This window comes from Rhizobium sp. LARHSG275 (genome assembly GCF_052871115.1).
Window position 1 is genome coordinate 85049 of the sequence record NZ_JBIXJN010000011.1, and the last position, 23360, is coordinate 108408.

General features: G+C 58.7%; 22 protein-coding genes. 15 read left to right on the forward strand and 7 right to left on the reverse strand.

Going from position 1 to position 23360, the window contains the following annotated elements:
- The first annotated feature begins 288 nt into the window (after window positions 1-288).
- From ACIPSK_RS16550 to ACIPSK_RS16580, 7 genes are all read left to right on the forward strand, one after another.
- On the forward strand, window positions 289-1923 hold the full coding sequence (locus ACIPSK_RS16550) for an ABC transporter substrate-binding protein (protein WP_162116638.1): 1635 nt from the start codon (window positions 289-291) through the stop codon (window positions 1921-1923).
- 130 nt (window positions 1924-2053) lie between these two features.
- Window positions 2054-3010, forward strand: a complete 957-nt coding sequence (locus tag ACIPSK_RS16555) for an ABC transporter permease (RefSeq protein WP_026154671.1) — start codon at window positions 2054-2056, stop codon at window positions 3008-3010.
- A 2-nt stretch (window positions 3011-3012) separates the two neighbouring features.
- Complete coding sequence (locus ACIPSK_RS16560; RefSeq protein WP_130676566.1) at window positions 3013-3969, forward strand: ABC transporter permease; 957 nt, start codon at window positions 3013-3015, stop codon at window positions 3967-3969.
- Window positions 3966-4973 carry an ABC transporter ATP-binding protein gene (locus tag ACIPSK_RS16565; RefSeq protein WP_162116639.1) on the forward strand — a complete coding sequence of 336 codons (1008 nt, stop codon included), beginning with the start codon at window positions 3966-3968 and terminating at the stop codon, window positions 4971-4973. The genes ACIPSK_RS16560 and ACIPSK_RS16565 overlap by 4 nt, the downstream gene beginning before the upstream one ends.
- Window positions 4973-5965: an ABC transporter ATP-binding protein gene (locus ACIPSK_RS16570; RefSeq protein WP_162116756.1), complete on the forward strand. Its 993-nt coding sequence runs from the start codon at window positions 4973-4975 to the stop codon at window positions 5963-5965. The genes ACIPSK_RS16565 and ACIPSK_RS16570 overlap by 1 nt, the downstream gene beginning before the upstream one ends.
- Window positions 5962-7026, forward strand: coding sequence for a four-carbon acid sugar kinase family protein (locus tag ACIPSK_RS16575; protein ID WP_162116640.1), 1065 nt, complete (start codon window positions 5962-5964; stop codon window positions 7024-7026). Before ACIPSK_RS16570 ends, ACIPSK_RS16575 begins: the two co-directional genes overlap by 4 nt.
- Before the next feature lie 24 nt (window positions 7027-7050).
- A complete protein-coding gene (locus tag ACIPSK_RS16580; RefSeq protein WP_017969151.1) occupies window positions 7051-7815 on the forward strand; it encodes a FadR/GntR family transcriptional regulator in 765 nt (254 codons plus the stop codon).
- 78 nt (window positions 7816-7893) lie between these two features.
- On the opposite strand, the gene ACIPSK_RS16585 is transcribed toward ACIPSK_RS16580, so the two are convergent.
- Together ACIPSK_RS16585 and ACIPSK_RS16590 are read right to left on the reverse strand one after the other, a co-directional pair.
- On the reverse strand, window positions 7894-8346 hold the full coding sequence (locus ACIPSK_RS16585) for a DUF421 domain-containing protein (RefSeq protein ID WP_017969152.1): 453 nt from the start codon (window positions 8344-8346) through the stop codon (window positions 7894-7896).
- A gap of 10 nt (window positions 8347-8356) precedes the next feature.
- Entirely contained in the window at window positions 8357-9589 is a 1233-nt protein-coding gene (locus ACIPSK_RS16590; protein WP_162116641.1) for a protein-L-isoaspartate(D-aspartate) O-methyltransferase, read from the reverse strand.
- A gap of 592 nt (window positions 9590-10181) precedes the next feature.
- Between ACIPSK_RS16590 and ACIPSK_RS16595 the strand changes: the two genes are divergently transcribed.
- From ACIPSK_RS16595 to ACIPSK_RS16615, 5 genes are all read left to right on the forward strand, one after another.
- The gene (locus tag ACIPSK_RS16595; protein ID WP_162116642.1) at window positions 10182-11063 is read left to right on the forward strand and encodes an alpha/beta hydrolase; all 882 of its coding nucleotides are present in this window, start codon (window positions 10182-10184) and stop codon (window positions 11061-11063) included.
- 167 nt (window positions 11064-11230) lie between these two features.
- Window positions 11231-11887 carry a class I SAM-dependent methyltransferase gene (locus tag ACIPSK_RS16600; protein WP_162116643.1) on the forward strand — a complete coding sequence of 219 codons (657 nt, stop codon included), beginning with the start codon at window positions 11231-11233 and terminating at the stop codon, window positions 11885-11887.
- 413 nt (window positions 11888-12300) lie between these two features.
- A complete protein-coding gene (locus ACIPSK_RS16605; protein WP_162116644.1) occupies window positions 12301-13173 on the forward strand; it encodes a glycosyltransferase family 2 protein in 873 nt (290 codons plus the stop codon).
- 67 nt (window positions 13174-13240) lie between these two features.
- A complete protein-coding gene (locus tag ACIPSK_RS16610; protein ID WP_162116645.1) occupies window positions 13241-13978 on the forward strand; it encodes a class I SAM-dependent methyltransferase in 738 nt (245 codons plus the stop codon).
- Between the two features lie 2 nt (window positions 13979-13980).
- Window positions 13981-14970 carry a fatty acid desaturase family protein gene (locus ACIPSK_RS16615; RefSeq protein WP_162116646.1) on the forward strand — a complete coding sequence of 330 codons (990 nt, stop codon included), beginning with the start codon at window positions 13981-13983 and terminating at the stop codon, window positions 14968-14970.
- Between the two features lie 41 nt (window positions 14971-15011).
- Here ACIPSK_RS16615 and ACIPSK_RS16620 read toward each other — a convergent pair whose 3' ends face one another.
- On the reverse strand, window positions 15012-16031 hold the full coding sequence (locus ACIPSK_RS16620) for a hypothetical protein (protein WP_162116647.1): 1020 nt from the start codon (window positions 16029-16031) through the stop codon (window positions 15012-15014).
- A 128-nt stretch (window positions 16032-16159) separates the two neighbouring features.
- On the opposite strand from ACIPSK_RS16620, the gene ACIPSK_RS16625 reads away from it, so the two are divergent.
- Together ACIPSK_RS16625 and ACIPSK_RS16630 are read left to right on the forward strand one after the other, a co-directional pair.
- Complete coding sequence (locus ACIPSK_RS16625; RefSeq protein ID WP_246709714.1) at window positions 16160-17341, forward strand: ATP-grasp domain-containing protein; 1182 nt, start codon at window positions 16160-16162, stop codon at window positions 17339-17341.
- Entirely contained in the window at window positions 17338-18552 is a 1215-nt protein-coding gene (locus ACIPSK_RS16630) for a Gfo/Idh/MocA family protein (RefSeq protein ID WP_162116649.1), read from the forward strand. The genes ACIPSK_RS16625 and ACIPSK_RS16630 overlap by 4 nt, the downstream gene beginning before the upstream one ends.
- Window positions 18553-18825: 273 nt before the next feature.
- On the opposite strand, the gene ACIPSK_RS16635 is transcribed toward ACIPSK_RS16630, so the two are convergent.
- From ACIPSK_RS16635 to ACIPSK_RS16650, 4 genes are all read right to left on the reverse strand, one after another.
- On the reverse strand, window positions 18826-19935 hold the full coding sequence (locus ACIPSK_RS16635; protein ID WP_162116650.1) for a DegT/DnrJ/EryC1/StrS family aminotransferase: 1110 nt from the start codon (window positions 19933-19935) through the stop codon (window positions 18826-18828).
- A gap of 225 nt (window positions 19936-20160) precedes the next feature.
- The gene (locus tag ACIPSK_RS16640) at window positions 20161-20421 is read right to left on the reverse strand and encodes a hypothetical protein (protein WP_246709716.1); all 261 of its coding nucleotides are present in this window, start codon (window positions 20419-20421) and stop codon (window positions 20161-20163) included.
- A 91-nt stretch (window positions 20422-20512) separates the two neighbouring features.
- Entirely contained in the window at window positions 20513-21415 is a 903-nt protein-coding gene (locus tag ACIPSK_RS16645; RefSeq protein ID WP_162116651.1) for a proline iminopeptidase-family hydrolase, read from the reverse strand.
- 65 nt (window positions 21416-21480) lie between these two features.
- The gene (locus ACIPSK_RS16650) at window positions 21481-22278 is read right to left on the reverse strand and encodes a helix-turn-helix transcriptional regulator (RefSeq protein WP_026154676.1); all 798 of its coding nucleotides are present in this window, start codon (window positions 22276-22278) and stop codon (window positions 21481-21483) included.
- A 158-nt stretch (window positions 22279-22436) separates the two neighbouring features.
- On the opposite strand from ACIPSK_RS16650, the gene ACIPSK_RS16655 reads away from it, so the two are divergent.
- On the forward strand, window positions 22437-23327 hold the full coding sequence (locus ACIPSK_RS16655; protein WP_162116652.1) for a proline iminopeptidase-family hydrolase: 891 nt from the start codon (window positions 22437-22439) through the stop codon (window positions 23325-23327).
- The last annotated feature ends 33 nt before the right edge of the window (window positions 23328-23360 follow it).

Sequence of the window (23360 nt, forward strand, 5' to 3'; positions counted from 1 at the left end):
GTGTTCGAACGCCCGGCTGCGCATTCGATGTCATTCGTTTGTCGCCATGGAGAGCAAGAACTTTTCCATCGCCGCGCTTTTGTCAAGAAGACAAAACGCGGCGATGCAGCCGCTAAAACCTATCTATCTGTTATCATTTGTATATTTTTAAGATAAAATTTTGATTGGATGAAAATAGAGATTTTTTGTTGACATATTTACAATAACGAGAGAACGATACGGAACGGATTGTGCTGCGCCTGGCAGGTGCAGGGAGAGCGCTGCCGAATTCACTCTGGGAGGAATGCCATGTCTGATCAATCGGATAAAACCAATATATCACGTCGCAACGCGCTGAAGCTCGGCCTTGCAGCCGGCGTCGGCCTCACCGTATTCGGGATGAATGCCCGCATCGTCATGGCCGATGAAGGCCAGGTCCTGAAGGTCGCGCATCCGGCCTTCGACCAGGACTGGTCGCCGCTGCGCGGCGGCGGCAGGACGTTCCGCTGGAATTCGATCTGGTGGGCATCGCCGATGTATTTCGACAGCAAAGGCAATATCAAACCTTACGTCTTCACCAGCTGGGAATCGGCTGACAACACAGTCTGGACCTTCAAGATCGACCCCAAAGCCGTCTTCTCCGACGGCAGCAAGATCACCTCGGCGGACGTCAAGGGATCGTGGGAAGTCGCCTCGATGCCGAACACCAAGAGCCAGCGCGCCGACCAGGTGCTGAGCAAGGTCAAGGGTTATGCCGAAATCGCCTCCGGCTCCGGCAACGAGTTGACGGGTGTCGCGACGCCCGACGATGGAACGGTCGTCGTGACGCTGGCAGCCGCCGATCCGATCTTCTTCATGCGCCTGGCAAACCACATCGCGCCGATCACCAAGGCGTCGCAGTCGCGCGGCAGCGACGGCGAGGAGATTATCGACTGGTACAAGCCTGACAGCAAGCCGGTCTTTTCGGGTCCGTTCAAACTCACCAGCATCGACATCGACGCCGGCAAGATCACGTTCGAGCCGAACGAAAACTTCTTCGGACCGAAGCCGAAGCTTGCGCGCATCGACATCACCTCGATCGAGGACAATGTCTCCGCGACGTCGCTGATCAAGTCGGGCGAGTTCAACGCTCATACCGAACTGATCACCTCGACCATCATCCAGGATCTCGGCCCGGAATTTTCCGCCGGCCCGCTGATCCCGACCAGCCAGCACTTCTGGTTCAACATCTCCCGTGCGCCGATGGACGATCCGAAGGTCCGCCAGGCACTGATCATGGCGGTCGATCGCGATGGCCTGTTCAAGGCGTCCTACCCCGACGGGCCGCACAAGAAGGCCGATCAGATCCTCAACTCGGTTCCGGGTGCGGAGAATTCCGGCTTCGAGCCATACCCTTACGATCCGGCGGCTGCCAAGAAGCTGCTTGCGGAATCGACCTATGGCGGCCCGGAGCGCTTGCCGAAGATCCTATTCGTCGGCATCTCGGGGCCGGCCATTCAGGCTGCCGCCCAGTTCATCGCCGAGCAGTGGCGCCAGAATCTCGGCATCACGGCCGTCGACATGAAGCCGCAGCAGGACGCCTATGCGGGTCCGGATCAGAATTCGATCCAAATCTTTCGCGACGACGTCGGCACCCGTGTGCCGGATGCCGTCTCCTATCTGGCGGGCAGCGTCGCCTCGACCTCGTCGAATGCGCAAAACAAGCTTGGCGGATACAAAAACGACGAGGTCGACAGCGCTCTGGCCGAAGCCACGACCAAGGCTGCGGACGATCCGCAGCGTATCGCTCTCGCTCAGGCAGCCCAGAAGGCGTTCCGCGAGGATTGGGCTTTCATTCCATGGTATTCTCAGGCGATGTCGCGCTGGGCCACCAAGGACGTCAAGGGCCTGGAAAAGAACCTTGACTGGCAGGTCGTCGAACCCTGGAACATTTCCATCGGTTGATCCGGCGGAAATCGTTCCAATCGGCAATAACCCGCGCGAAGGCCGCAAGGCCTTCGCGCAAGTTTCAAGAAGAAGAGATGCGATCGCAGCCAAAAGCGGGAACGCATCGAACAACAGGTGGGAGGTGGCCTTGCTGCGCTACGTGCTAACCCGATTTGCCATCTGGATTCCGTCCGTTCTGGTGGTGATGCTGGCGGTTTACGCGCTGGCCTTCTATGGCGCCGGCGATCCGATCAAGCTGATCTTCCTGCGCGCGCCGGGCGACGTCGCCTATAATCCGCAGCGCATCGAAGCCATTCGCGAAAGTGCCGGCCTCAACAAACCCTTCATCATCCAGTTCGGCCTTTACATCTGGAACCTGCTGCACGGCCAGTTCGGCAATTCGCTGACCTCGGGCCGCTCCGTCTGGGCGATGGTCTCGGCCGCAGCCCCCGTCTCCTTCCAGCTTGCGCTCTGTTCCATCATCCTGACCGCCGTCGTCGCGATCCCGCTCGGCATGATCGCCGCGCTCAACCAGAATTCGCGCATCGACTATGCCATTCTGGGCTCCGCGCTCTTCCTCTGGGCGATCCCGGCCTATGTCGCCGGTCCGCTGCTGATGGTCGGCCTGATCGTGCTGCTGCCGGGTGCGAGCGTGCCCTATGGCTGGGGCGGCATCCTCGATGTCCGTATCCTGCTGCCGCTGCTCGTCCTTTCCTTCCAGCCGATCGCGCTGATCGTGCGTCAGACGCGCGCCGCCGTCATCGAGGTTCTGTCGGAGGATTTCGTCCGCACCGCTCGCGCCAAGGGCGTGCCAGAGATCATCGTGGCGCTGCGCCACATCCTGCGACCGGTGCTGACGCCCGTCGTCACGCAGCTCGGCCTGATCATGATCACCATCGTCAACGGCGCGATCTTCGTCGAACTTGTCTTCGGCCTGCCGGGCCTGGGCCGGTTGACGGTGCAGGCGCTGATCAATTCCGATTATCCCGTCATTCTGGCGATCACGCTGATCGGATCGTTCCTGGTGATGGTCTCGAACCTCCTGGTGGATGTGCTCTATCCGCTGCTCGATCCGCGCGCCAACGATTCAAGAAGGAGCCGCTGACCATGTCCGCCATCCCTCTTTCCACCATCGAAACCGTCGAAGAGCCGGTCAGCCTGTGGCGCGACGCCTGGTATCGGCTGAAGCGCAACAGGCTTGCCATCTTCGGCCTCGTCATCGTCGTGATCCTCGCCTTCACGGCAATCTTCGGGCCTTACCTCACGCCCTATGATTATCTGAGCCAGGATCTCAACGCCCGCAACGTCCTGCCGTCGATGAGCCACCTCTTCGGAACCGATGATCTCGGCCGCGACGTCTTCAGCCGCGTGGTTTTCGGCACGCGCACCGCTTTCCTCGTCGCCGTCATTGTCACCGTCTTCGCCGTGCTGATCGGCCTGGTGCTCGGGGCAGTCGCCGGTTTCTTCGGCAATCCGTTCGATCGCGTCATCATGTGGCTGACCGACGTGACGATGTCGGTTCCCAACCTGTTGCTCGTCGTCGTCATCAACGCCTCGCTGAAATCGCCGATCAGCAAATGGATGGAGGCGCGTTACCTCGCGACCCTCAATCCCTTCTACCGCGAAACCATGTGGGTGGATTTCATCCTCGTCTTCGGCTCGATGGCGCTGATCTCCTGGCCGCCTTACGCCCGTCTCGTCCGCGCCCAGGTGCTGTCGATCCGCAGCCGGCCCTATATCACCGCGGCCCAGGCGCTCGGCCTGTCGAACTGGATCATCATCAAGCGTTATGTCATTCCGAATGCGCTGGGGCCTTTGATCGTCTCGGTCAGCGCCGGCCTCGGCACGGCGATGGTGCTGGAAAGCGCCTTCAGCTTCCTGGGCGTCGGGGTCAATCCGCCGACACCGAGCTGGGGCAACATGATCTCCGACGGCCTGCGTGTCTGGCAGCATTATCCCCACCTTCTCGCCGCTCCGGCGGCCGTGCTCGGCCTTGCCTCAGTTGCCTTCAGCTTCCTCGGCGATGGCCTTAACGACGCGCTCAATCCGCGGGGCAGCAAATGATGGATACGAAAAGCACCGACCGCCTGCTCGATGTCAGGAACCTCACCGTCGAGATCGATGGCCGCAACGGCCCCGCCATCGTCGTCGACGGCATTGATCTGCATGTCAACAAGGGTGAGACCCTTGGAGTCGTCGGCGAATCCGGCTGCGGCAAGAGCCTGACCATGCTGAGCCTGATGCGGCTCCTGCCGAACAAGATCAAAGTCACCAGGGGATCGGCGACATTCGACGGCCGCGACCTGCAGACGATGTCGAATCGCGAGCTGCGCAAGGTACGCGGCGGCGATATCGGCTTCGTCTTCCAGGATCCGATGACCTCGCTCAATCCGGTGATGCGCGTCGGTGATCAGATCTGCGAGCCGCTTATCTATCACCGCGGAATGAAAAAGGCGGAGGCCCGTAGACGTGCCGTCGAGCTTCTGCGCCTTGTCGGTATTCCCGGCCCGGAAGAGCGTCTGCAGGCCTATCCGCACGAACTTTCCGGCGGCATGCGCCAGCGCGTGATGATCGCGATCGGCCTTGCCTGCAATCCGAAGCTTTTGATCGCCGACGAGCCGACGACGGCGCTCGATGTCACCATCCAGGCCCAGATCGTCGACCTGGTAAAGGATCTCAGGGCAAAGCTCGGCATGTCGGTCGTCTGGATAACCCATGATCTGGCGCTGATCGCCGGCCTCGTCGATCGCGTCGCCGTGCTCTATGCCGGCACGGTGGTCGAGGATGCGCCGGTCGACGAACTCTATGCCCGCCCGAGCCATCCCTATACGCGCGGCCTGCTGTCATCGATCCCGAAGCTCTCGGACCCGCCGGCAAGCCGGCTGAGCTCGATCGGCGGCACGCCGCCGGAGCCCGGCCGCCGGCCGAAGGGCTGCCCGTTTGCACCGCGCTGTCCGCTTGCCGAAAACATCTGCCACGAGAAGGTGCCGCAGCTTGAGCCGTTAAGCGGCAGCAGCAATCACCGCGCCGCCTGTTTCGTCGTCCAGAGAATGCAGGAGGCCGCATGATGGGTGCTCAACCGCTGCTCAAGGTCGAAAACCTGGTCAAGCATTTCCATGTCAAGCTCGGCGCCTTCGGCGAACGCTCGGCAACCGTCTATGCGCTCGACAATGTCAATCTAGACATCATGGAAGGCGAGACGCTGAGCCTGGTCGGCGAATCCGGATGCGGCAAGTCGACCACCGGTTTCACCATCCTCAACCTCTATAAGGCGACCAGCGGCAAGGTCGTCTACAAGGGCCAGGACCTCGCGACGCTCGATGAAAAACAGATGCGGCCCTTCCGCCGCGATTTGCAGATTGTCTTCCAGGATCCCTATTCGACGCTCAATCCGCGCATGACGGTGGGCGAGGCGATCGGCGAGCCGATCCTCTTCCACAAGCTCTGCACCAAGGCCGAGCTGAAGGACAGGGTCGCGACGCTGCTCACCGATGTCGGCCTGCCCAAGCGGTTTGCCCAGCGTTACCCGCATGAGCTTTCCGGCGGCCAGCGCCAGCGCGTCGTCATTGCCCGCGCGCTCGCCTGCCAGCCGAAATTCATCGTCTGCGACGAGGCGATTTCGGCGCTCGACGTGTCGATCCAGGCGCAGATCATCAACCTGCTGCTCGATCTGCAGGAAAAATACGGGCTGACCTATCTGTTCATCGCCCATGATCTCGCAGTCGTGCGCCATATCAGCACCCGGGTCGGCGTCATGTATCTCGGGCGGCTCGCCGAACTTGCCACCCGCGAGGAGCTCTTCGACAATCCGCTGCACCCCTATACCAGGGCGTTGCTGTCGGCCGTCCCGGAAACCGATCCGGAGCATGAGCGCACGCGCCAGCGCCAGATCCTGCAGGGTGATGTGCCGAGCCCGCTGAACCCGCCGTCGGGCTGCCGTTTCCACACGCGTTGCCCGATCGCCATGAACGTCTGCAGCAAGGTCATTCCCGCGTGGAAGGAGGCAAAGCCCGGCCATCTCGTCGCCTGCCACGCCGTCAACACCGGACAGACCGCATGACGCTGAAGGCGGCCATTATTGCCGATGATCTGACGGGCGCGCTCGATACCGGCACGCCCTTCGTCGAAGCCGGGCTTTCGGTTGCGGTCGCCGTCGATGTCGAGGCCGCAGAGGATGCGATCGCCACCGGCTGTGACGTTGTCGTCATCAACACCGCCTCCCGCGCGCTGGATGAGCGCGAAGCCGCCGAAAGAGTACGGTCGGCGGCAGCGGTGTTTCGTCGCGAGAAGCCGGCGGTCATCATGAAGAAGATCGATTCCCGGCTCAAGGGCAATGTCGCGGCCGAGAGCCTGGCGCTGGCGAAGGCATTCGATCTGAAGACCATCCTAGTAGCGCCCGCCATTCCCGATCAGGAGCGGTTGACCTACCGAGGGTGTGTCGTCGGCCGCGGCATCAACCAGCCGCTACCGATCGCTGAGCTGTTCGAAATCAGCGCGGACGGCGTCGTGATTGCCGATGCCGAGGACGATGGCGATCTCGACCAGATCGCGGAGGGGCATGACTGGCTGACGACACTTGCTGTCGGCGCAAGAGGCCTCGGGGCCGCGCTTGCCCGCCAGCTCGGCGAAATGGGGCGGCAGCCGCTGCCGGAATTTGCGGCGACCCGGCGCACCCTGTTCGCCTTTGGCTCGCGCGACCCGATTACTGCTATCCAGATGGACCGGCTCCAAGCCTCGGGTGTCCTACGCATGGTCGTGGACGCGCCGAAGGGGCAGGTCGAAGTCGGAGAGGGCATAGCGCTGCCGGCGCTGCTGCGTTGCACTGGCGATATGGCGGCCGATGCGGCACTGGTCGCCCGCCGTTTTGCGTCAGGCGTCAGAACGGTCATCGACGACACGAGGCCTGATATGCTGATGGTCGGCGGCGGCGATACGGCGCTTGCCGTTTTCCAGGCGCTCGGGGTCAGAGTTCTGGCGCCGAAGGGCGAAATCGAAGCCGGCGTGCCGTGGTTCGATGTCACGGCAGCCGACGGGCGGCATTTTCGGTGTGCCGTGAAGTCGGGGGGCTTCGGCAAGCCCGATAGTTTGTTAAGACTGGTTCTTTGGAATCGGGCGGCATAGCAAGATACCGCCGGGGAGAATGACGTGGCTGAAGTGAATGGCGAATCTTTGAACGCGGAAGCCGGCCCGCCGGGCAAGCCCGAACGCGGCAAGGCCGTCAAGCTGGTCGATCGCGTCTTCGACCAGTTGCTCGAGCGTATCCGCGGCGGAAACTATCCGCCGGATTCACGCCTTCCCGGCGAGCATGAGCTTGCCTCGATTTTGGGTGTGTCGCGGCCGATCGTCCGTGATGCGCTGGCGCGCCTGCGCGATCAGGGCATGGTCTATGCCCGGCAGGGCGCCGGCACCTTCGTCAGCGCGCATGGATCGCCGATGACGCAGCTTGCCTATTCGCCGGTGAAGACGATCGCCGACATTCAGCGCTGCTACGAATTCCGCCTGACGATCGAGCCGGCGGCCGCCTATTTTGCCGCCAAGCGCCGCAATGAGCAGGCGATCCAGAAGATCGCCAGCGCGCTTGCGGATCTGCGCGAAGCGACCAGCCATCAGCTTCACCGCACCGACGCCGATTTCCTCTTCCACCGCGCGGTCACGGAGGCTGCCAACAATCATTATTACACGGCGTCGATCGACGCGCTGAAGGCCCATATCGCCGTTGGCATGCATCTCCATGGCCTCTCTTTGCTTGGCCCCCGCCAAGGGCTGGAACAGGTCTACGAAGAGCATAACGCCATCTACAAGGCGATCGCCGATGGCCGGCCCGACGATGCGCAAAGACTGATGAAGGCGCATCTCGAAGGTTCTCGGGATCGTCTGTTCGAGGGTAGGGTGCTCGACCTATCCTTCTGAAGCACGTCCCACAGCTGGCAGCTCGAAATTGCCAGGGAGTTCCTGCCATACCGCGGGATGCTCCTTCGCTGGCAATTGTCAGCCGGATTTCTGCTTCTTGATGATGCTGATGTTGCCGCTCACTTCGAGGATGGCAAATTTTATCTCCGCAACGCTTTCAATGCCTTCCTGGCTTCGAGCCGCTTGCATGACGTCTTCCTTCTGCAGTCGGGCGCCTTTGAGCGCGCGCTCATCGTAGACGCCATCCGTCACCAGAACGGTCGGAACGCCATCGATGATATGAGCTGCGCGAGGCCACCACCTCTTCACGTAAGACAGGCCGATGTCGGTCGTAAACAGCGTGAGGATCAGGATAACGGCGTTGGTGATCGAGAAGTCATCGCCCAGCATCGCCTGCTGGGTAGTCTCGGAGATCACCAGCACGATGACCAGATCGAACGGGGTCATCTGGGCCAATGTCCGTCTTCCCGACAGACGGATGATCACAAGCAGCGTGAAATAGATTGCCAATCCGCGTAATACTGCATCCACCGTGCCGCCCTCATGGAAAGATGAACGTGGATTGGCTGCGAGTCTCCCCGCCCATGCCGATAGTGGCGCGGCGAGGGCCGGCGAGTTGCGTTTGCAGACGGAAGACGATCTGTGTCGGTTCTGCCGGGTCGGCAGGAAACACATAGCCTATCCGGCCACCGCGCGCGAAGGTCGCCTTTTGAGGCGGATCGATGCCCTGGACCGAAAAGCCTTGAAGAAAGGCGGCATCGATCGTGAAGACCCTGTCTTCGGATGACGGCGCGAAGGTCACCGTCATGTCCTCGGGAGCATTCCATCGGGAGATGACCGGAAAATCCACGGATCCTTCGGGCAACAAAAGTGTTTGCCGTGAAAACGGACCGCCTCTTCCAAGCAAACCCAGCAAGCAGGTCAGCAGAAGAAGCGTGAACACGATCCAGGAAGTACGTTGAACTGCCCAGAAGCTTCGCTGAAATTCGCTATGGTCAACCACACCTTCCGGCAACGCGAGCAATGTCTGTGTCTTACCCATGCCCCCTCCCTGTCCTTCATGCGGAGAACCTGGTTCGGAGGCAACCGTTCCCGGCAATGAGGGGGCCGTTGCCGTGTACATCGGATGGGTTGCAGTCCAGGCGTCTTCGCCGATCAAGGGAACGAAGATCACCCCGCCGAGATCTTCTTCTTCGAACGTGACGTCCCCGGTACGGGTGAGGCGTTTCAGGCGCTGCCCTTCACCGCGGCCGACCGGAATGATCAGCCGCCCTCCGAAGCCCAACTGTTCTTTCAAGGCGGCTGGCACCTCGGGCGCGCTCGCAGAAACAATAATGGCATCGAACGGAGCGGCTTCCACCCAGCCTTTGCTGCCGTCGCCGACGCGAACGTCAATGTTGCGGTATCCCAGCTTCTCGAACCGTTCCTTGGCTTGAAGCGCCAGCCCTTCATGGCGCTCGATGGAATAGACATGCCTTGCTATCCGGCTCAGGAGGGCTGAAGCGTAGCCGGAGCCCGTTCCGACCTCGAGCACTGTGTCGCCGGCATCCAGATTGGCCTTTTCGAGCATCAGAGCGACGATGAACGGCTGCGAAATTGTCTGGCCTTCGCCGATCGGCAGCGGCGCATCCTCATAGGCGCATTCCTCGGAGCCTGGAGGAACGAATTTTTCGCGCGGCACCGTGCGCATCGCTTCGGTCACGCGTGGATCGCGAATGCCACGGCGCGTAACGTGGTACTCCACCATGCGATCTCGGATGCGCGTCATATCCATGGATCAGTCCCACTGTCGCCGATTGCGCCTTGGGCAAACTTCTGGGTGATGCAGAATGTAAAACAAGTCAGCGGCTGGCGAGTTCCTGAGAGGAGCAGGTTTTCGGCAAGCGCCAAGGGTATAGCAAAGCGACACGCAAGATCACCAAGGCGAAACATTGTAAACATTGGCATGTCGCAGTTGGAAGTAGAATGTCGGCTACACAAATTTGCGGCGTAACGCATGTTATGGAACTAGATACATCTATGTTATTACAAAGACTTAAGTTCCGCTCTATCCTTTGTAGCCGCAACTTTGTGGCCGCAAAGTTGACGTGTCTTGTTCTGCAAAATTGGAATGTCACACTCGCGTGTTGAATAGCGCGGCCAGCGATCGAAGAACGAGACCGGCGACTCGATAGCTCCGGTTCTTCAAATCATGCCTTGAACCAGGTTAGATCAGCCTCCGTAAACGTCCGAACCGAGATTGCCATGATGCGCTTTCGCGGAAGTCTGGATATAAGCAAGCGTAAGCTTCGAACCCCACTGATGAACTGCACCAACATCAATTTCCCTTCTCCGATCCTCTTATCCAAGCACCAGAAAACGTTCTCATGATCAATCATACCAGCGTCTATTCGATGCCCGGAACGTGTTTTTTCGATCTAGCTCCTGCTGCGGGCGGCGAGCCCTATCGCATATTCCTTTCCATTCCGGCGGCGAGACCGCCGACGGGAGGATGGCCGCTTCTCGTCATGACCGACGGCAACGCCACTTTCCCCTTCGCGGTCGCCAGCTTGGTCACCCAGGCACCTTATCCGACGGGGACGAATGTCGGTTGGGGGGTGATCGCGGCGATCGGCTACCCGTCCGACGAGCCCTATGATCCGCTCCGCCGGTCTTGGGACCTGGGGCCTCCGCCGGTCAAATCCTATCCGCCGTTCGTTGAGGGCGGTCCGCCCGTTGTCATCGGAGGGACCGGCAAACTGGTGGATTTCATCGAGAACGAGCTTATCCCGCGGATTGCAGAGATGGTGATCCTGGATCCGAGACGCCGATCGCTTTTTGGACATTCCTTCGGCGGCCTCTTTACTCTCTATGCCCTGTTCGAGCGTCCAGCTCTGTTTGCCAATTGGATTGCGGCCAGCCCAACCATCTATTGGGAGAACAGCGAAATCCTCAAGAACGAGGCGCAACGTCAAGAGGCACCGGGGAATGCACCCTTCCTGCATTTGTCCGCCGGAGAATACGAAGGCGATGAGCTGGCACCCTTCCAGTACCGGAACGAGGATGCCCCTGCGCGTCTGGAGAAGAGGAAGACGGAGCGGACCGTCCTCCTGGCGCGGGAGATGGCGGAGCGATTAGACGGCACTGCAGACGGAGTGCGTACGGAATTCGAGCTTTATGCCGGCGAGACCCACATGTCCGTTCTTGCGGCGGCCGTGAATCGTGCGGTTGGAATCGCATTCGCCGTCCAGGATTTGACCGACGTGTGACGCTCTCTACAAGGGTTTCATCGGTGAATACGATCCGGCGGTTAGACGATCGTACTTGAAGTCGGTTCCGGCTGGGGCCGAAATGGGGCACTCCATATTGACAGAATCAGAGCAATAACACATCGAAGAAATGGTAGAAATCTGGCAGGCCAATCACGGACAGGGTAATGGATAGTCTTAAAACGCTGATGACGGACCCTGCAACGCGGGCACGCGTGGACAATGAATGGGATAAGCTGGGGACAGATTTTGCCGCAGCTTATGCCGCGATGCCAGCCAAGTACATGTCGCGGACAGAATTGTCTTTTCATACTTACGTCAAGCTTTTGGGATTTCTCAGTATCGACGTGGCCTCACTCGAGGGAGACATCGTTGAGATCGGAGTCTGGAAAGGCAAGTCTCTCGCCTTTATGCAAAGGCTTTCGTCACCTTCAACAAAGCTCGTTGGAATTGATCCATTCGAACTGCAAGGGCAGCTTCAAGAAGTCGATTATTTTCGCAATATTCTTTATAGAGCCTGCATTTTGATAAGAGGTTACTCGCAGAATGCCGTCGAGCGCACGCTGCAGGCTTCCCAACGGTTCAAGATTTTGCATATTGATGGCGGTCATGCGAGCGAGAATGTATGGGCAGATTTCCTTCTTTATGAGCGATTTGTCGTACCTGGTGGCTATATCGTCTTCGATGACTATGGCGATTTTGCCCATTCACCAGAAGTAGGACCCGCCGTAGATCGGATACGTGCAGCGGGCTTATTCGAAAGCTATGATATCTTGGGTCAATTGCCGGAGTACGAGCACAGCTACGTCCTGCGAAAGCGATAGGGCGAGTGAAATTCGCCGCTTCTCGAACGCCAGCGAGCATTCTGTCTTTACCCTCAGCCAGCTTTCGAGCCGCCTGAATTACCTTAGAAAAGATCTATTGTCATTTTGGAAGAGACGATGAATTCTGTCTTGATGCCGAGATAATCGCAGATTTTCGTGATTGAATTGAATATGTAAGAATCTCGTGGAACGCACTTGCGAATGCCCGAGGGCGTGCCACGTTTCTCCCAAAGATTATCTATGTATTGGGCGAGATCAGGGCCTTTTTTCCGGTTGTGCCTCTTCCTCTGCACAAGCCTCGCGTAACGTCCGCGCTCTATGATCATGGCAAGTAGTCTGCTTCGGTCGTTCGGAGCGCCGATCACCGCTCTCGCCGACGGAGGCTGGAGGGGGCGTCTCAAGGGGAGAAACATTTGCCGCGCGTATCGATCTGTATCCCGGCCTATAAGCCCGATTTCTTTGAACTCGCCCTGAAGAGCGCAATCGCGCAAAGTTTCGATGACACGGAAATCATAGTCTCTGACGATTGCCCGACGGATGCAATCGAGAAAATCTGCGAGAGATACTCAGGCGTTATCCAGTACAGCCGCAATCCGGATCCGGCCGAGTACAAGAACGTCATACGGCTCGCCGGGCTCGCCAGCGGCGAGTACATCAAATATCTCTTCGACGACGACGTCCTTAATCCGTTCTGCATCCAGTACCTGCTCCAGGCGCTTGAAGCCACACAGAACAGAGGAACGAAACTCGCGTTTTCCCCGCGCTATTTCATCGACGAGCGGAACCAGGTTACAAATCTCGGTAACGGATTGATGGTCGAAGGCTCGCTGAAGGTGATCGAGGGCCGCGACTTCATACGCATCACTGCCGTCAAGCATCATAATCTGCTTGGCGAGTTCTCATCGGCGCTCTTGAGAACGGCCGATTGCTTTGATGAATCCGGCCGTTTCAATCTTTTCAAGGTCGTGGACGGCATCATTTCCGGACCGCTCGATCTTTCATCCTGGGTTGGGCTCTCCCTCCGCGGAGCGATCGTCGGGCATCCTATGCCCCTCTCCTATTTCCGTCAGCATTCCAATTCGCAGTCCAATCCAGCGGCCAACCGCTATTTCATCTACTCGATCACCTACTACGAGGAAGTGCTCGATCTCGCGATCGAGAAGGGCTACCTGCAGCCCTCCGATCTGCCCATCGCCTATCGGAACCTCATCAATCACTATTCCTACTGGAGAGGATCGTTCCCGGAACTGGATGAACGGATCGCCCGAATCAGCACACGTCTCTAAGTCCCACGCAGGCGCAATAGAAATCGCAAAGGATTAAATCACGATGGACGGAATCACGGGATCAGAGATGCAGAAGCTCATTGAAAGTGCCGCGGCGTTGCGCCCGGCGCTTGCTGCGAAATCGGGAGTTTACGAACTGAAATTGCGAGCGCTTCTGGAACTCGCCGACGAATTGAAAATTGCGAACGAGTACACCGCCAGTCTGCCGCCGATTGATATCGGCAGCATCACGCTTGTCGACCAAGTTGTCCTGGTGTTGCTCGCCAAGATCGTGAAGCCCCGGAAGATCATCGAGATCGGCACGTACAAAGGTTTCACCACACGCCTTTTCATCGAAAACACGCCGGAAGACTGCGACGTGGTCTCCATCGACCTGCCGAAGGGCCTCACGGCGCATCTAGCCGAGACGGACGAGCGTAGCGCCTTGTCATCCGCCGAGCAGAATGACGACTATCTCCGCAAGCGCCAGGAAATCGATGGCGAGGCCTATCTGGCGTCGATCACCGAGACGCAAAGGAAGCGCCTCACACTCGTCAAGGAAGACTCAACGACGATCAATTTCAAGGAGGCCTTCCAGTCGGCCGAGATGATCTTCATCGATGGCGGACATGAGAACCAGATCGTCCGGGCGGATACGGAAAACGCATTCGGCATCGTCAAGCGCGGCGTCATCGTCTGGCATGACTACAATTCCAAGATCCACGGGGACGTCACCGAGTATTTGGCGGAGTTCTCGAAATCGCAGGTGGTCTTCCATGTCGCAAACAGCCTTGTGGCCTTTGCGTTGGTTAATATAGAGCTCTGATCATGGGTGCTAGCGAGATCAGAATCGGCAGCCTGTTGACGAAGGACGAGTTCCGGGACCTCACGGCATCGAACGACCGGATCGCTTATTCCCACCTCGCGCTCAGGATCGGCATCCACGCCGGCCTGCTTTTCGCGATGGTCCGCGCATGGGAAGGCGGCTATCCCGCGCTTGCTTTCGCAGCCTTTTATCTTAACGCCGTCCTATGGCAGTTCGCCGGCTATGCCGGCATCGGCCATGAGCTGTTTCACAAGAAGGTCTTCAGCAGGAAATGGCTGAACACTCTGTTCTTCAAGCTGTTTTCCTATGTGACCTGGAACAATCCGAGCTATTTCGAAAAAAGCCATCAGTTCCACCACGCTTCCACTTTCCATGAGGATGACAGCGAAATCTATCGCGATTTTCCGCTCGACTTGCTGGGCGCAGCGCGTCTCGTCCTGCTTGATTATCAAAACCTTTGCAGGCGGATCCTCTATGCGCTCTGCAACGCCTTCGGCTACGAAGCGTATTTCGGCAAAGGCATCCGATTGAAACTGATGCCCGCCGAACGACGCGCGGCGCAATCCGATGCGATCTTTATGCTTGCGCTCAACGCCATCTGGCTGGCGCTGTTTTTCCTTGCGACGCGGTCGCCTGCCCTGACGTTCATGTTTTTCATCACACCGTTCGTCGGATCGCTCCCAAATCGTGTTCTGGCGCTAGCGCAGCACGTCGGCCTCGAAGATCACAAGGACGAAAGCGCGCTTCTTTTTTCAAGAACGATCAATCTGCCGACACCGATTGCATTCTTCTATGCCAACATGAATTATCACGCCGAGCACCACCTGCTGCCGTCGGTTCCCTATTACAATTTGCCGAAGCTGCACGATATCTTGGATGCCAAGCTCAAAGTAGAGCGCGAGGAAAAGGAATTCGGCTACCTCTTCACCCGGGACTTCTGGAGCTCGGTGGGAATATCGGCAAGATTGGAAGGCAATGCCGCGCCTGAATGACAGGCTGGAGCGCTTGTGTGCGCACCAACCTGTCGACGCAATCAGCCTTTGGGCGTCAAGAGCATGAAGCGCATGATATTTGGCCGCCCCTCGGAGCAAATGAGGTAGCGGTTGTCGTCGGTGAAATCGTTCAATTCCGGAAATTGCGTCAGATCTCTGATGGCGGGCGCAATGAATTCGACATTGAATAACGCTGAAGCCGAGGTGAGGAGACGGGTGTACTTGTCCCAGAAACCCTCGACCCAGTTGTGAATCTCGATGACAATCGTTGCCTGTTTCAATGCCGATAAGGAGTCATCGTCAAGGATTTCGAACTCCGCACCCTCGGCGTCAACGAGGACGACTGTTTTCGCCAGATCAAGATGGCTGAGCTTTTCATAAAACAGCCTGTCTGCGGCGCCGAATATTTCGATCCTGTCCGACGCGGAATTCGCCTCGGCGTTTGATGCAATGGTGCGCTGCCCTTCCTCGCTCAGTTCAAAGCAGACGGCGTTTTTCGCCCGACCCGACCGAACCATGCCGATCGCGTAATATCCGTCGGCGGCGCCGACATCGACGAAGCTCTCAACGGCATCCAATCTTTCGGAGAACAGGAAATCCAGTACTTCCTTCTCATAAAGGCCCAAGAGCATCGACCCGAAGTCGCCACCGCCCCACCAGTTGTTCTTCGCAAGCGACAGCCCCTTGAACGGACCGTATTTCACGACCCCACCAAGCAGATCGTAGATCTCAGACGACACGCGTCTTCTGCGCTGAAGAATCGTTTCCGCGCGCCATTGCTCCCGCATCTCCATTGTCGCGCGGGACTGCCGTTCGAACACCTTTTGGAAGAAGATACGCTCGCCTTCAATCAGATCAGGCAGTTTTTCGTTCATTGCGCGGTGTCTCTTTTCGCAGCTGCAGTCTGCATCTTTGTCCGATGCCGACGTTGGAATCACAGCCGAAAGCGTATGAGATGGTACTCGGCTTAACAAGGCGGCCCGTCTGCTTCCCACAAGCAAGACAACAACGCCGACAGACGCCCCGACATCCAGGCGGCAAGCCTCGGGTAACGCCCGCATCCTATGACTCTCGCTATCGCGTCCGTTTCAGTCTTTCGCATATCAAAAACGGACGAAGTGGGACTGCACACCCTGTTTCGGCTGTGCCGTTCCAACAGGCCAGCCGGGTGCGTGGAATGGATTTGAAAATGACCAAGAGAGCATTGCTCGTCGGCAGTAACTTCAGCGCAGTTCCTCTTCTATTCGCTTTGAAAAGGCGCGGCCTCCATATTTCCGTTTGCGGAAACCGGCCAGACGAGCCCTGCCATGCGCATGCGCATCAATCGCATTTCATCGACTACAGCGATCCGAACGCGCTGCTCGCCCTCGTCGAGAACGGTGATTTCGATTTCATCGTGCCGACGGGCAATGATGTTGCCTATATGTCGACCAGCTTCGTTGCCGAAAAACTCGGATTCCCACGCTTCGATTCGATGGAAACTGCGACCATCATTCACACGAAGCAGGCATTCCGTAGCTTTACTGAGCAGCACGACATCCCTGCCCCGCGTTCGGTGCGCCTGCATGGCGACTCGCCGGTCGAGACGGGCGCGCTGCGTTATCCGCTGCTGGTGAAGCCGAGCGACAGTTTCAGCGGCCGCGGCGTCACAAAGGTTTTCGACCGGACTGAACTTGCCGGCGCCATCGCCGATGCCCAGCGAAACTCGCGCGCGGTGGAGATCGTTATCGAGGAATTCATCGAAGGCAGCCTGCATAGCCATTCCGCCTTCATCAAGGACCAGGAGATCGTATTCGACGTCTTCGTCGACGAATATTGCACGGTCTATCCATACCAGGTTGACTCATCGAACCATCCCTCGCGCCTTTCCGAAACCGTCCGCTCGAAGACGCGGGCCATTATGGCGCGCGTCGTCAAGCTGCTCGGACTGCAGGACGGCCTCATTCACACGCAGTTCCTGTCGAATGGCGACGATGTCTGGATCGTCGAATGCATGCGGCGCTGCCCGGGCGATCTTTACGGCTCACTTGTCGATCAGTCTCTCGGCATCGATTATGCCGATCTCGTCATAACGCTGCTGCTGGGTGAGGAATTTTCGGCCGAACCGCGCTTCGATCCACCGCTGTTCTTCGGGCGCCACACCATCACCTCCGACACGCCCTCGACGCCGTTTTCCTTCTCGCATTCCATTCCATCATCCGATGTCCGCATCACGCAGCTCAAGACCACCGGCAAACCAATGAATGCGGCACCGCTCGACAAGCTCGCCATCCTATACGCCCGTTTCGAGTCGCGGGACGAGATGCTGAAGGTGGCGCCGGATTTCAAAACGTTCATTTCGCTCCAAACGATGCAAGGAGATCTCGCATGATCCGCTCAAATCAGGGAGTACCGGAGAAGCTGCGCCTCGCCTTTCTAGGCGGTGCCGTCAATTCCGCTGTGGGTCGCGCTCATCGCGATGCGATCGAGCTTGATCAGAAATTCGATCTTGTCGCCGGCTGCTTCAGCCGCCATGGCGACATCAATCGCGAAACGGCGGGGCAGTACCGCATTTCGCCGGAGCGCTGCCACGCCGACTTCGATACCTTGCTCTCGAAAGAGGCCGACAACATCGATGCTCTCGTCGTGCTAACGCCGACGCAGCAGCATACGAAGCAGGTTGTCGCCGCACTTGAGGCAGGTGTTTCGGTGATCTCGGAAAAGGCCCTTGCCGGTTCGAGCGCCGAGACGCGCATGATCGGCAATGCCCGCAGTAACGGGGCCTTTTTGGCCGTAACCTACAACTACACGGGATATCCCATGCTCCGTGAAATCCGCGGCATGGTCGAGCATGGTGTTTTCGGCGAATTGCAGCAGATCCATATTGAGATGCCGCAGGAGAGTTTTCTCCGGCTCCGCCGTGACGGGACGCCGATGACACCGCAGGATTGGCGCCTGCGCGACGGCGCCGTGCCGACGGTTTCGCTCGATCTCGGCGTTCATGTGCACTCGCTGCTTCATTTCCTCACGCAGCGGGAGCCGGAAGAAGTGTGCGCAACCAGCCACAGTTTCGGTCACTTTCCGCAGGTGCTCGACAATGTGCAGGCGCTCGTGCGCTGCGCCGGCGGCCTGCATTGCAGCATGTGGTACGGCAAGACCGCGCTCGGGCAACGCAATGGACTGCGTGTGCGGCTCTATGGCTCCAAGGCATCGATCGAATGGCTTCAGGAAACCCCCGAGCTTGCCTATTTCTATGACTGTAACGGCCGCAAGCAGATCCTCGATCGCGCCAGCCCGGATATCATGATCGCTAACAATATCCGCTACGAGCGGTTCAAGCCAGGCCATCCGTCGGGATTCATCGAAGCCTTCGCGAATTATTATGTCGACCTTGCCGACGCCCTGCTGCAACGCAAGATCAATACCGCACGCCTGCCCCATCCCTACGTGCTTGGGCTAGAGGAGGCGGAGGAAGGATTACGGCTGCTGGAAGCGATCGAATGCTCGCGGCTTGAACACCGCTGGATCGAGATTGAACCGCGAGGCGTACAGCGCCCGGCGACGGAGCGGCTCGAAATCCGACCTCCGCAACTGGCGCTTTAAATCTGGCGTCTATGAGATGACGAAAGCGGCGGATCGATGGTCACGCCGCTTTCGTATGAGCAGCCACCTGCAACGCGCCGGCTCGCGATTTTCTTATCTGGCAGGCAGAACTCGCGCTTCAAGTCTTTGCTGACAAGTGAGGCGGCTAGAACAGGATGTCGCCCGAAAACCGCTTATGTTTTTCGGCATCATGCTCTAACCGGCCTATTGGCGCACGATCTCGCACCGCAGATACTTTCGATCTGCGGTGCGATGACAGTCGAAGCAACTTTTTTAAGCCGACTCGATCAGCGCGCAGACCTTGTCGACGATCTCCATCTCCATGTCCGGATAGATGGGAAGGCAGAGCACCTGTTGTGCGGCTTCGGTTGCGACCGGCAGATTCGACGGCTGCGAGGAAGGCAGGCTGCGGTACATCGAGAAGCTTGAAATCAGCGGATAAAAATAGCGGCGCGGATGAATGCTGTTTTCCTTCAACAGTTCATAGAGCCCATCGCGTGAAATGGGATAGCCGGGACGTACGAGGATCGGGAAATAAGAGAAGTTGGAGACGGTCTCGCCGGAACGCTCCAGGCATTCTATGCCTGCCACGCCGCGGAGCCGCTCACGGTATGCACTGTCGATGAGTCCACGCCTTTCAAGGACGAATTTGATATATTTCAGCTGCAACAGGCCGAGCGCAGCGTTGAACTCGCTCATCTTGCCGTTTGTGCCTGGTGCCACCACGGTCACTTCGTCGACGTAACCGAAGTTCTTCAGCTGGTCGATTCGGGTCTTTGTCTTGATATCAGGGCAGATGATGGCTCCGCCTTCGAATGTGTTGAAAACCTTCGTCGCGTGGAAGCTCAGGATCGAAAGGTCGCCGTGATTGAGAATGCTTCCCCGCTCGTCTTCCACGCCAAAGGCATGGGCAGCGTCATAGATGACCTTGAGATTGTAGAGATCGGCGATCTTCTGGATCGCATCGACGTCGCAAGGGTGGCCGTAGCAATGCACCGGCATGATCGCCGTTGTCTGCTGCGTGATCGCCGCCTCGATCTTCGCCGGATCGAGATTGAGCGTCACCGGGTCGACGTCGACGAAGACGGGCTTCAAGCCGTTCCAGAGAAGCGAATGCGAAGTGGCCACGAAGGAATAAGGCGTGGTGATGACTTCGCCCGTGACGCGCAGCGCCTGAAGCGCCGTCAACAGCGCGACCGTGGCGTTGGAAAAGAGGCTGATGTGCTTCACGCCGAGATGGCTGCAGAGCTCCTGCTCCAGCTGCTGGTGGAATGGCCCGCCATTGGTCAGGATGCGGTTGTTCCAGATCGCTTCCAGCGACGGAATGAATTCTTCGAGCGGCGGCAGGCTGGGCTTCGTTACATAGATCTTTTCGTTTGTCATGACGCCGTCGAGGAGGTTGGGCATTATCGCGCAGTGGGCCTGGTCCGAACATCACGGCTTAACCTGTTCCCAAGCTGACCAGAGCATGATGCCGAAAAGTGTGGGTGGTTTTCGGATGACATTATGCTCTAATTATATGCGGGAGATTGCCTTCGCGGGATCGCGGCCGAGATCGATCGCAGCCCGATGGAAAAGATCCTTGCTGATCTCCAGCCGCAGGATCATTCATTCGCGGACGCCATCAAGGCCGGCTGCCACCACGTCGGTATCGCCATGCTTCTGCAGTCGGCGATGCTCCCGCCCGTCACAGCGGCATTGGGCCCGCACCGGCCGGCCGACATGGATTCCGAGGCGATGATAGGGCGTGCCTGAAATATGCGTGCGGCCAGGCGGGATGCGCACAAGATCGGCCTCTAGACCGCGCCAGCCGCGTCCCGCGCTTGATGCGAGGATTGTCGCGCTCCCTGCCTGCGGATGATCGTTCATCGGTCCGTTCCGTCGTTCTCGAATGGGACCAAGACTATCCCAAGCGTCGCCTTCGCGGCAAGAAACGGTGTTGCGGCGTGGGCGGGTTTTCTCAGTCGTGCCGGGACAGGAAACCGGAAACGGTCGCCAGGCAAAGCTGCTTTTCCTCGACATGCGGCATGTGGCTGGAATTTTCGAAGAGCACCCATTCGCAGCCCGGAACGCGTTCGAGATAAGGCCTGACCACCAAGGGCGTCGCCTCGTCGTATTTTCCCGAGATCAGCAGCGTCGGGGCTTCGATGCGGTCGAGCCTGTTCTCGATCGTCCAGTCCTTCATCGTGCCGATGACGTGAAATTCCGTCGGGCCATTCATGTTGCGGTAGACGGTGTTGTCCTCGTCCATGATCGCAAAGGTCCGCGCCACTTCAGGCGGCCACGGCACCACCCGGCAGACATGGCGGTCATAGAAGACGCGTGAGGCGGCGATATAGTCCGGATCGGTGAGGCTTCCCGCCAGTTCATGCTTCAGCAGCGTGTCCTGCACTTCCTTTGGCAGTTCCTGCCTCAACCGGTTCGCCTCCGAAACCCAGGTATGCATGTTGGCCGGCGAGTTGGCGATGACAAGCGCCTTCAGGCCTTGCGGCCGGCGCACTGCGTGTTCCGCACCCAGCATGCCGCCCCAGGACTGGCCGAGGAAGGCATAACGATCCCGAATGCCGAGATAGGAAAGCAGTGCATCCAGCTCCTCGAGGAACAGTTCGACGGTCCAGAAATCCGGGCCCTTTTCCGGAAGTCGGGTGGAATTGCCATTGCCGAGTTGGTCGTAATGGATGACGGGACGGCCGTCGAGGGTGGCGATATCCTTGAAGGAATCGACATAATCATGGGTGCAGCCGGGGCCGCCATGGGCGACGACGAGGGGCAGCTTGCCGCTCTCCAGCGAACCGGTAACGCGATACCAGGTGCGATAATCGCGAAAGGGCAGATAGGCTTCGTTGGTCGTGACTTCGCCCACGGGCGTCTCCATCTCTTGGCGTCATGAAAAAAATCATAACGCGGCGGCGACGGCCAAGGCAGCTATCACAAGTTATAGGGTGGCCAATTATGGGTCGGCCGGTCTTCGAGCAGGCGGTAATGGGTGGCACGCACCACCGCCTGGGTGCGGTTGCGGGCGCCGAGTTTCTTTGCCGCGGCGTTCAGATGCATCACGACCGTCGGTACGGAACGGTCGATGATGCGGGAAATTTCCTTGGCGGAATAACCTTCCGCCGAATGGCGCAGGCATTCGCGTTCCCGCTCGGTCAGGCGGATCGTGCCGACGCTTTTCGCCCGCGTGTCGAAAAGCGAATAGGCGGTCTCATGGAAAACATGGGCAAGCAGGTTGAAGTCGGCGATATAGCGCAACGCATGCCGTTCGAACTCTTTGTTCCGGCCGAACCGGATGCCGGTGACGGTCGCATAGTCGCCGCGTGGCATATGAACCGGCACGGTGACGCCGGTCGACATATCGCGTTCGCTCAGATAGCGCGTCACCGGCGCGGTGTCGTCGTTCATGAAGCGGTTGATCAGCGTGTCAGCGTCCGGGTCATAGTTCCAGAAGAAAGGTGCGGAGGTTCGCAGCGCCACCTGCTGCACCGGATCGATACGGAAATAGCCGCGATTGAACCAGTAATCGTGCATGTCGTCCGAGATATTCCGCAGCTTCAGCAGCGACGGTATCATGATCGCGCCATCGAGATCGTAAGGCACCGGGGTATAGTCGTAGATCAGCGCCTCGAAGCCGATCTGCTTCATCGCCTCGAAGGCCTGGTCGATCCTGCCGTCCAGCGTTTCATGTACTGTAAACTGCCGTCTGATCGTTCCGATCTCGTCAAGAATGGGGTCGTCACGAATGGGGTCGTCAAGCATGGGCTGCTCCCAGGTTCGGCATGGCGCCCACCCTATCACTTCTTATAGCTGGCACAGAATGGGATTTGAGGTAAAAATTTAGCCATGCCCAAATATTGAGCAAGCGAAATCTTCTGCCGGAGCGATCAATGTGGCGTGAAATACGGCCGAACGAGCGATTCGAGATCGATGTCGATGGCTATCGCGTCGTTGCCTATAGCTTCGGGACCGGCAGCGAGACGGTTTTCTGCCTGAACGGCGGGCCGGGTCTGCCCTGCTATTACCTGCGCGAGGCGCATTCCTGTCTCATCGACAAGGGCTATCGTGTCGTCGCCTTCGATCAACTCGGCACTGGCGCTTCCGATCGTCCGGACGATCTCTCGCTCTGGACGATCGGCCGTTACGTCGAGGAGACGGAGACCGTGCGCAAGGCGCTGGGGCTCGGCAAGGTCCACATGCTCGGCCATTCCTGGGGCGGCTGGCTGGCGATCGAATATGCGCTGACCTATCCCGAGAACCTGAAGACACTGATCCTCGAGGATACCGTCGCCGACATGCCGCATCTGATTTCGGAACTGGAACGGCTGCGCGCGGCACTCGGTCCCGAAACCGTGTCGATGATGCAGAAGCACGAGGCGCAGGGCACCTACAATCATCCGGAATATCTCGCTGCCGTCACCATCCTCAACTATCGCCACGTCTGCCGTCTGCCGGAATGGCCGGCGCCGGTGCGCCGCTCGCTCGACGATTGGAACATGGCGCCTTATCAGACGATGCAGGGGCCGAACGAGTTTCTCTATATCGGCAACCTCAAGGACTGGAACCGCATTCCCGATCTGCCGCGACTGACGCTGCCGGTGCTCATCACGACGGGAGAGCATGACGAGCTGACGCCAGCCTGTGCGCTCAGAATGAAGCTTGCGCTGCCGAATGCCGAACTCAAGGTATTTGCCAATGCCAGCCATATGCCGTTCTATGAGAACCCGCAGGATTATTATCCGGCGCTTCTCGATTTTCTCGACCGGCACAAGGCAGGCTGATGCAAGAGGGAGCGGACCGAACCCGACGAAGAC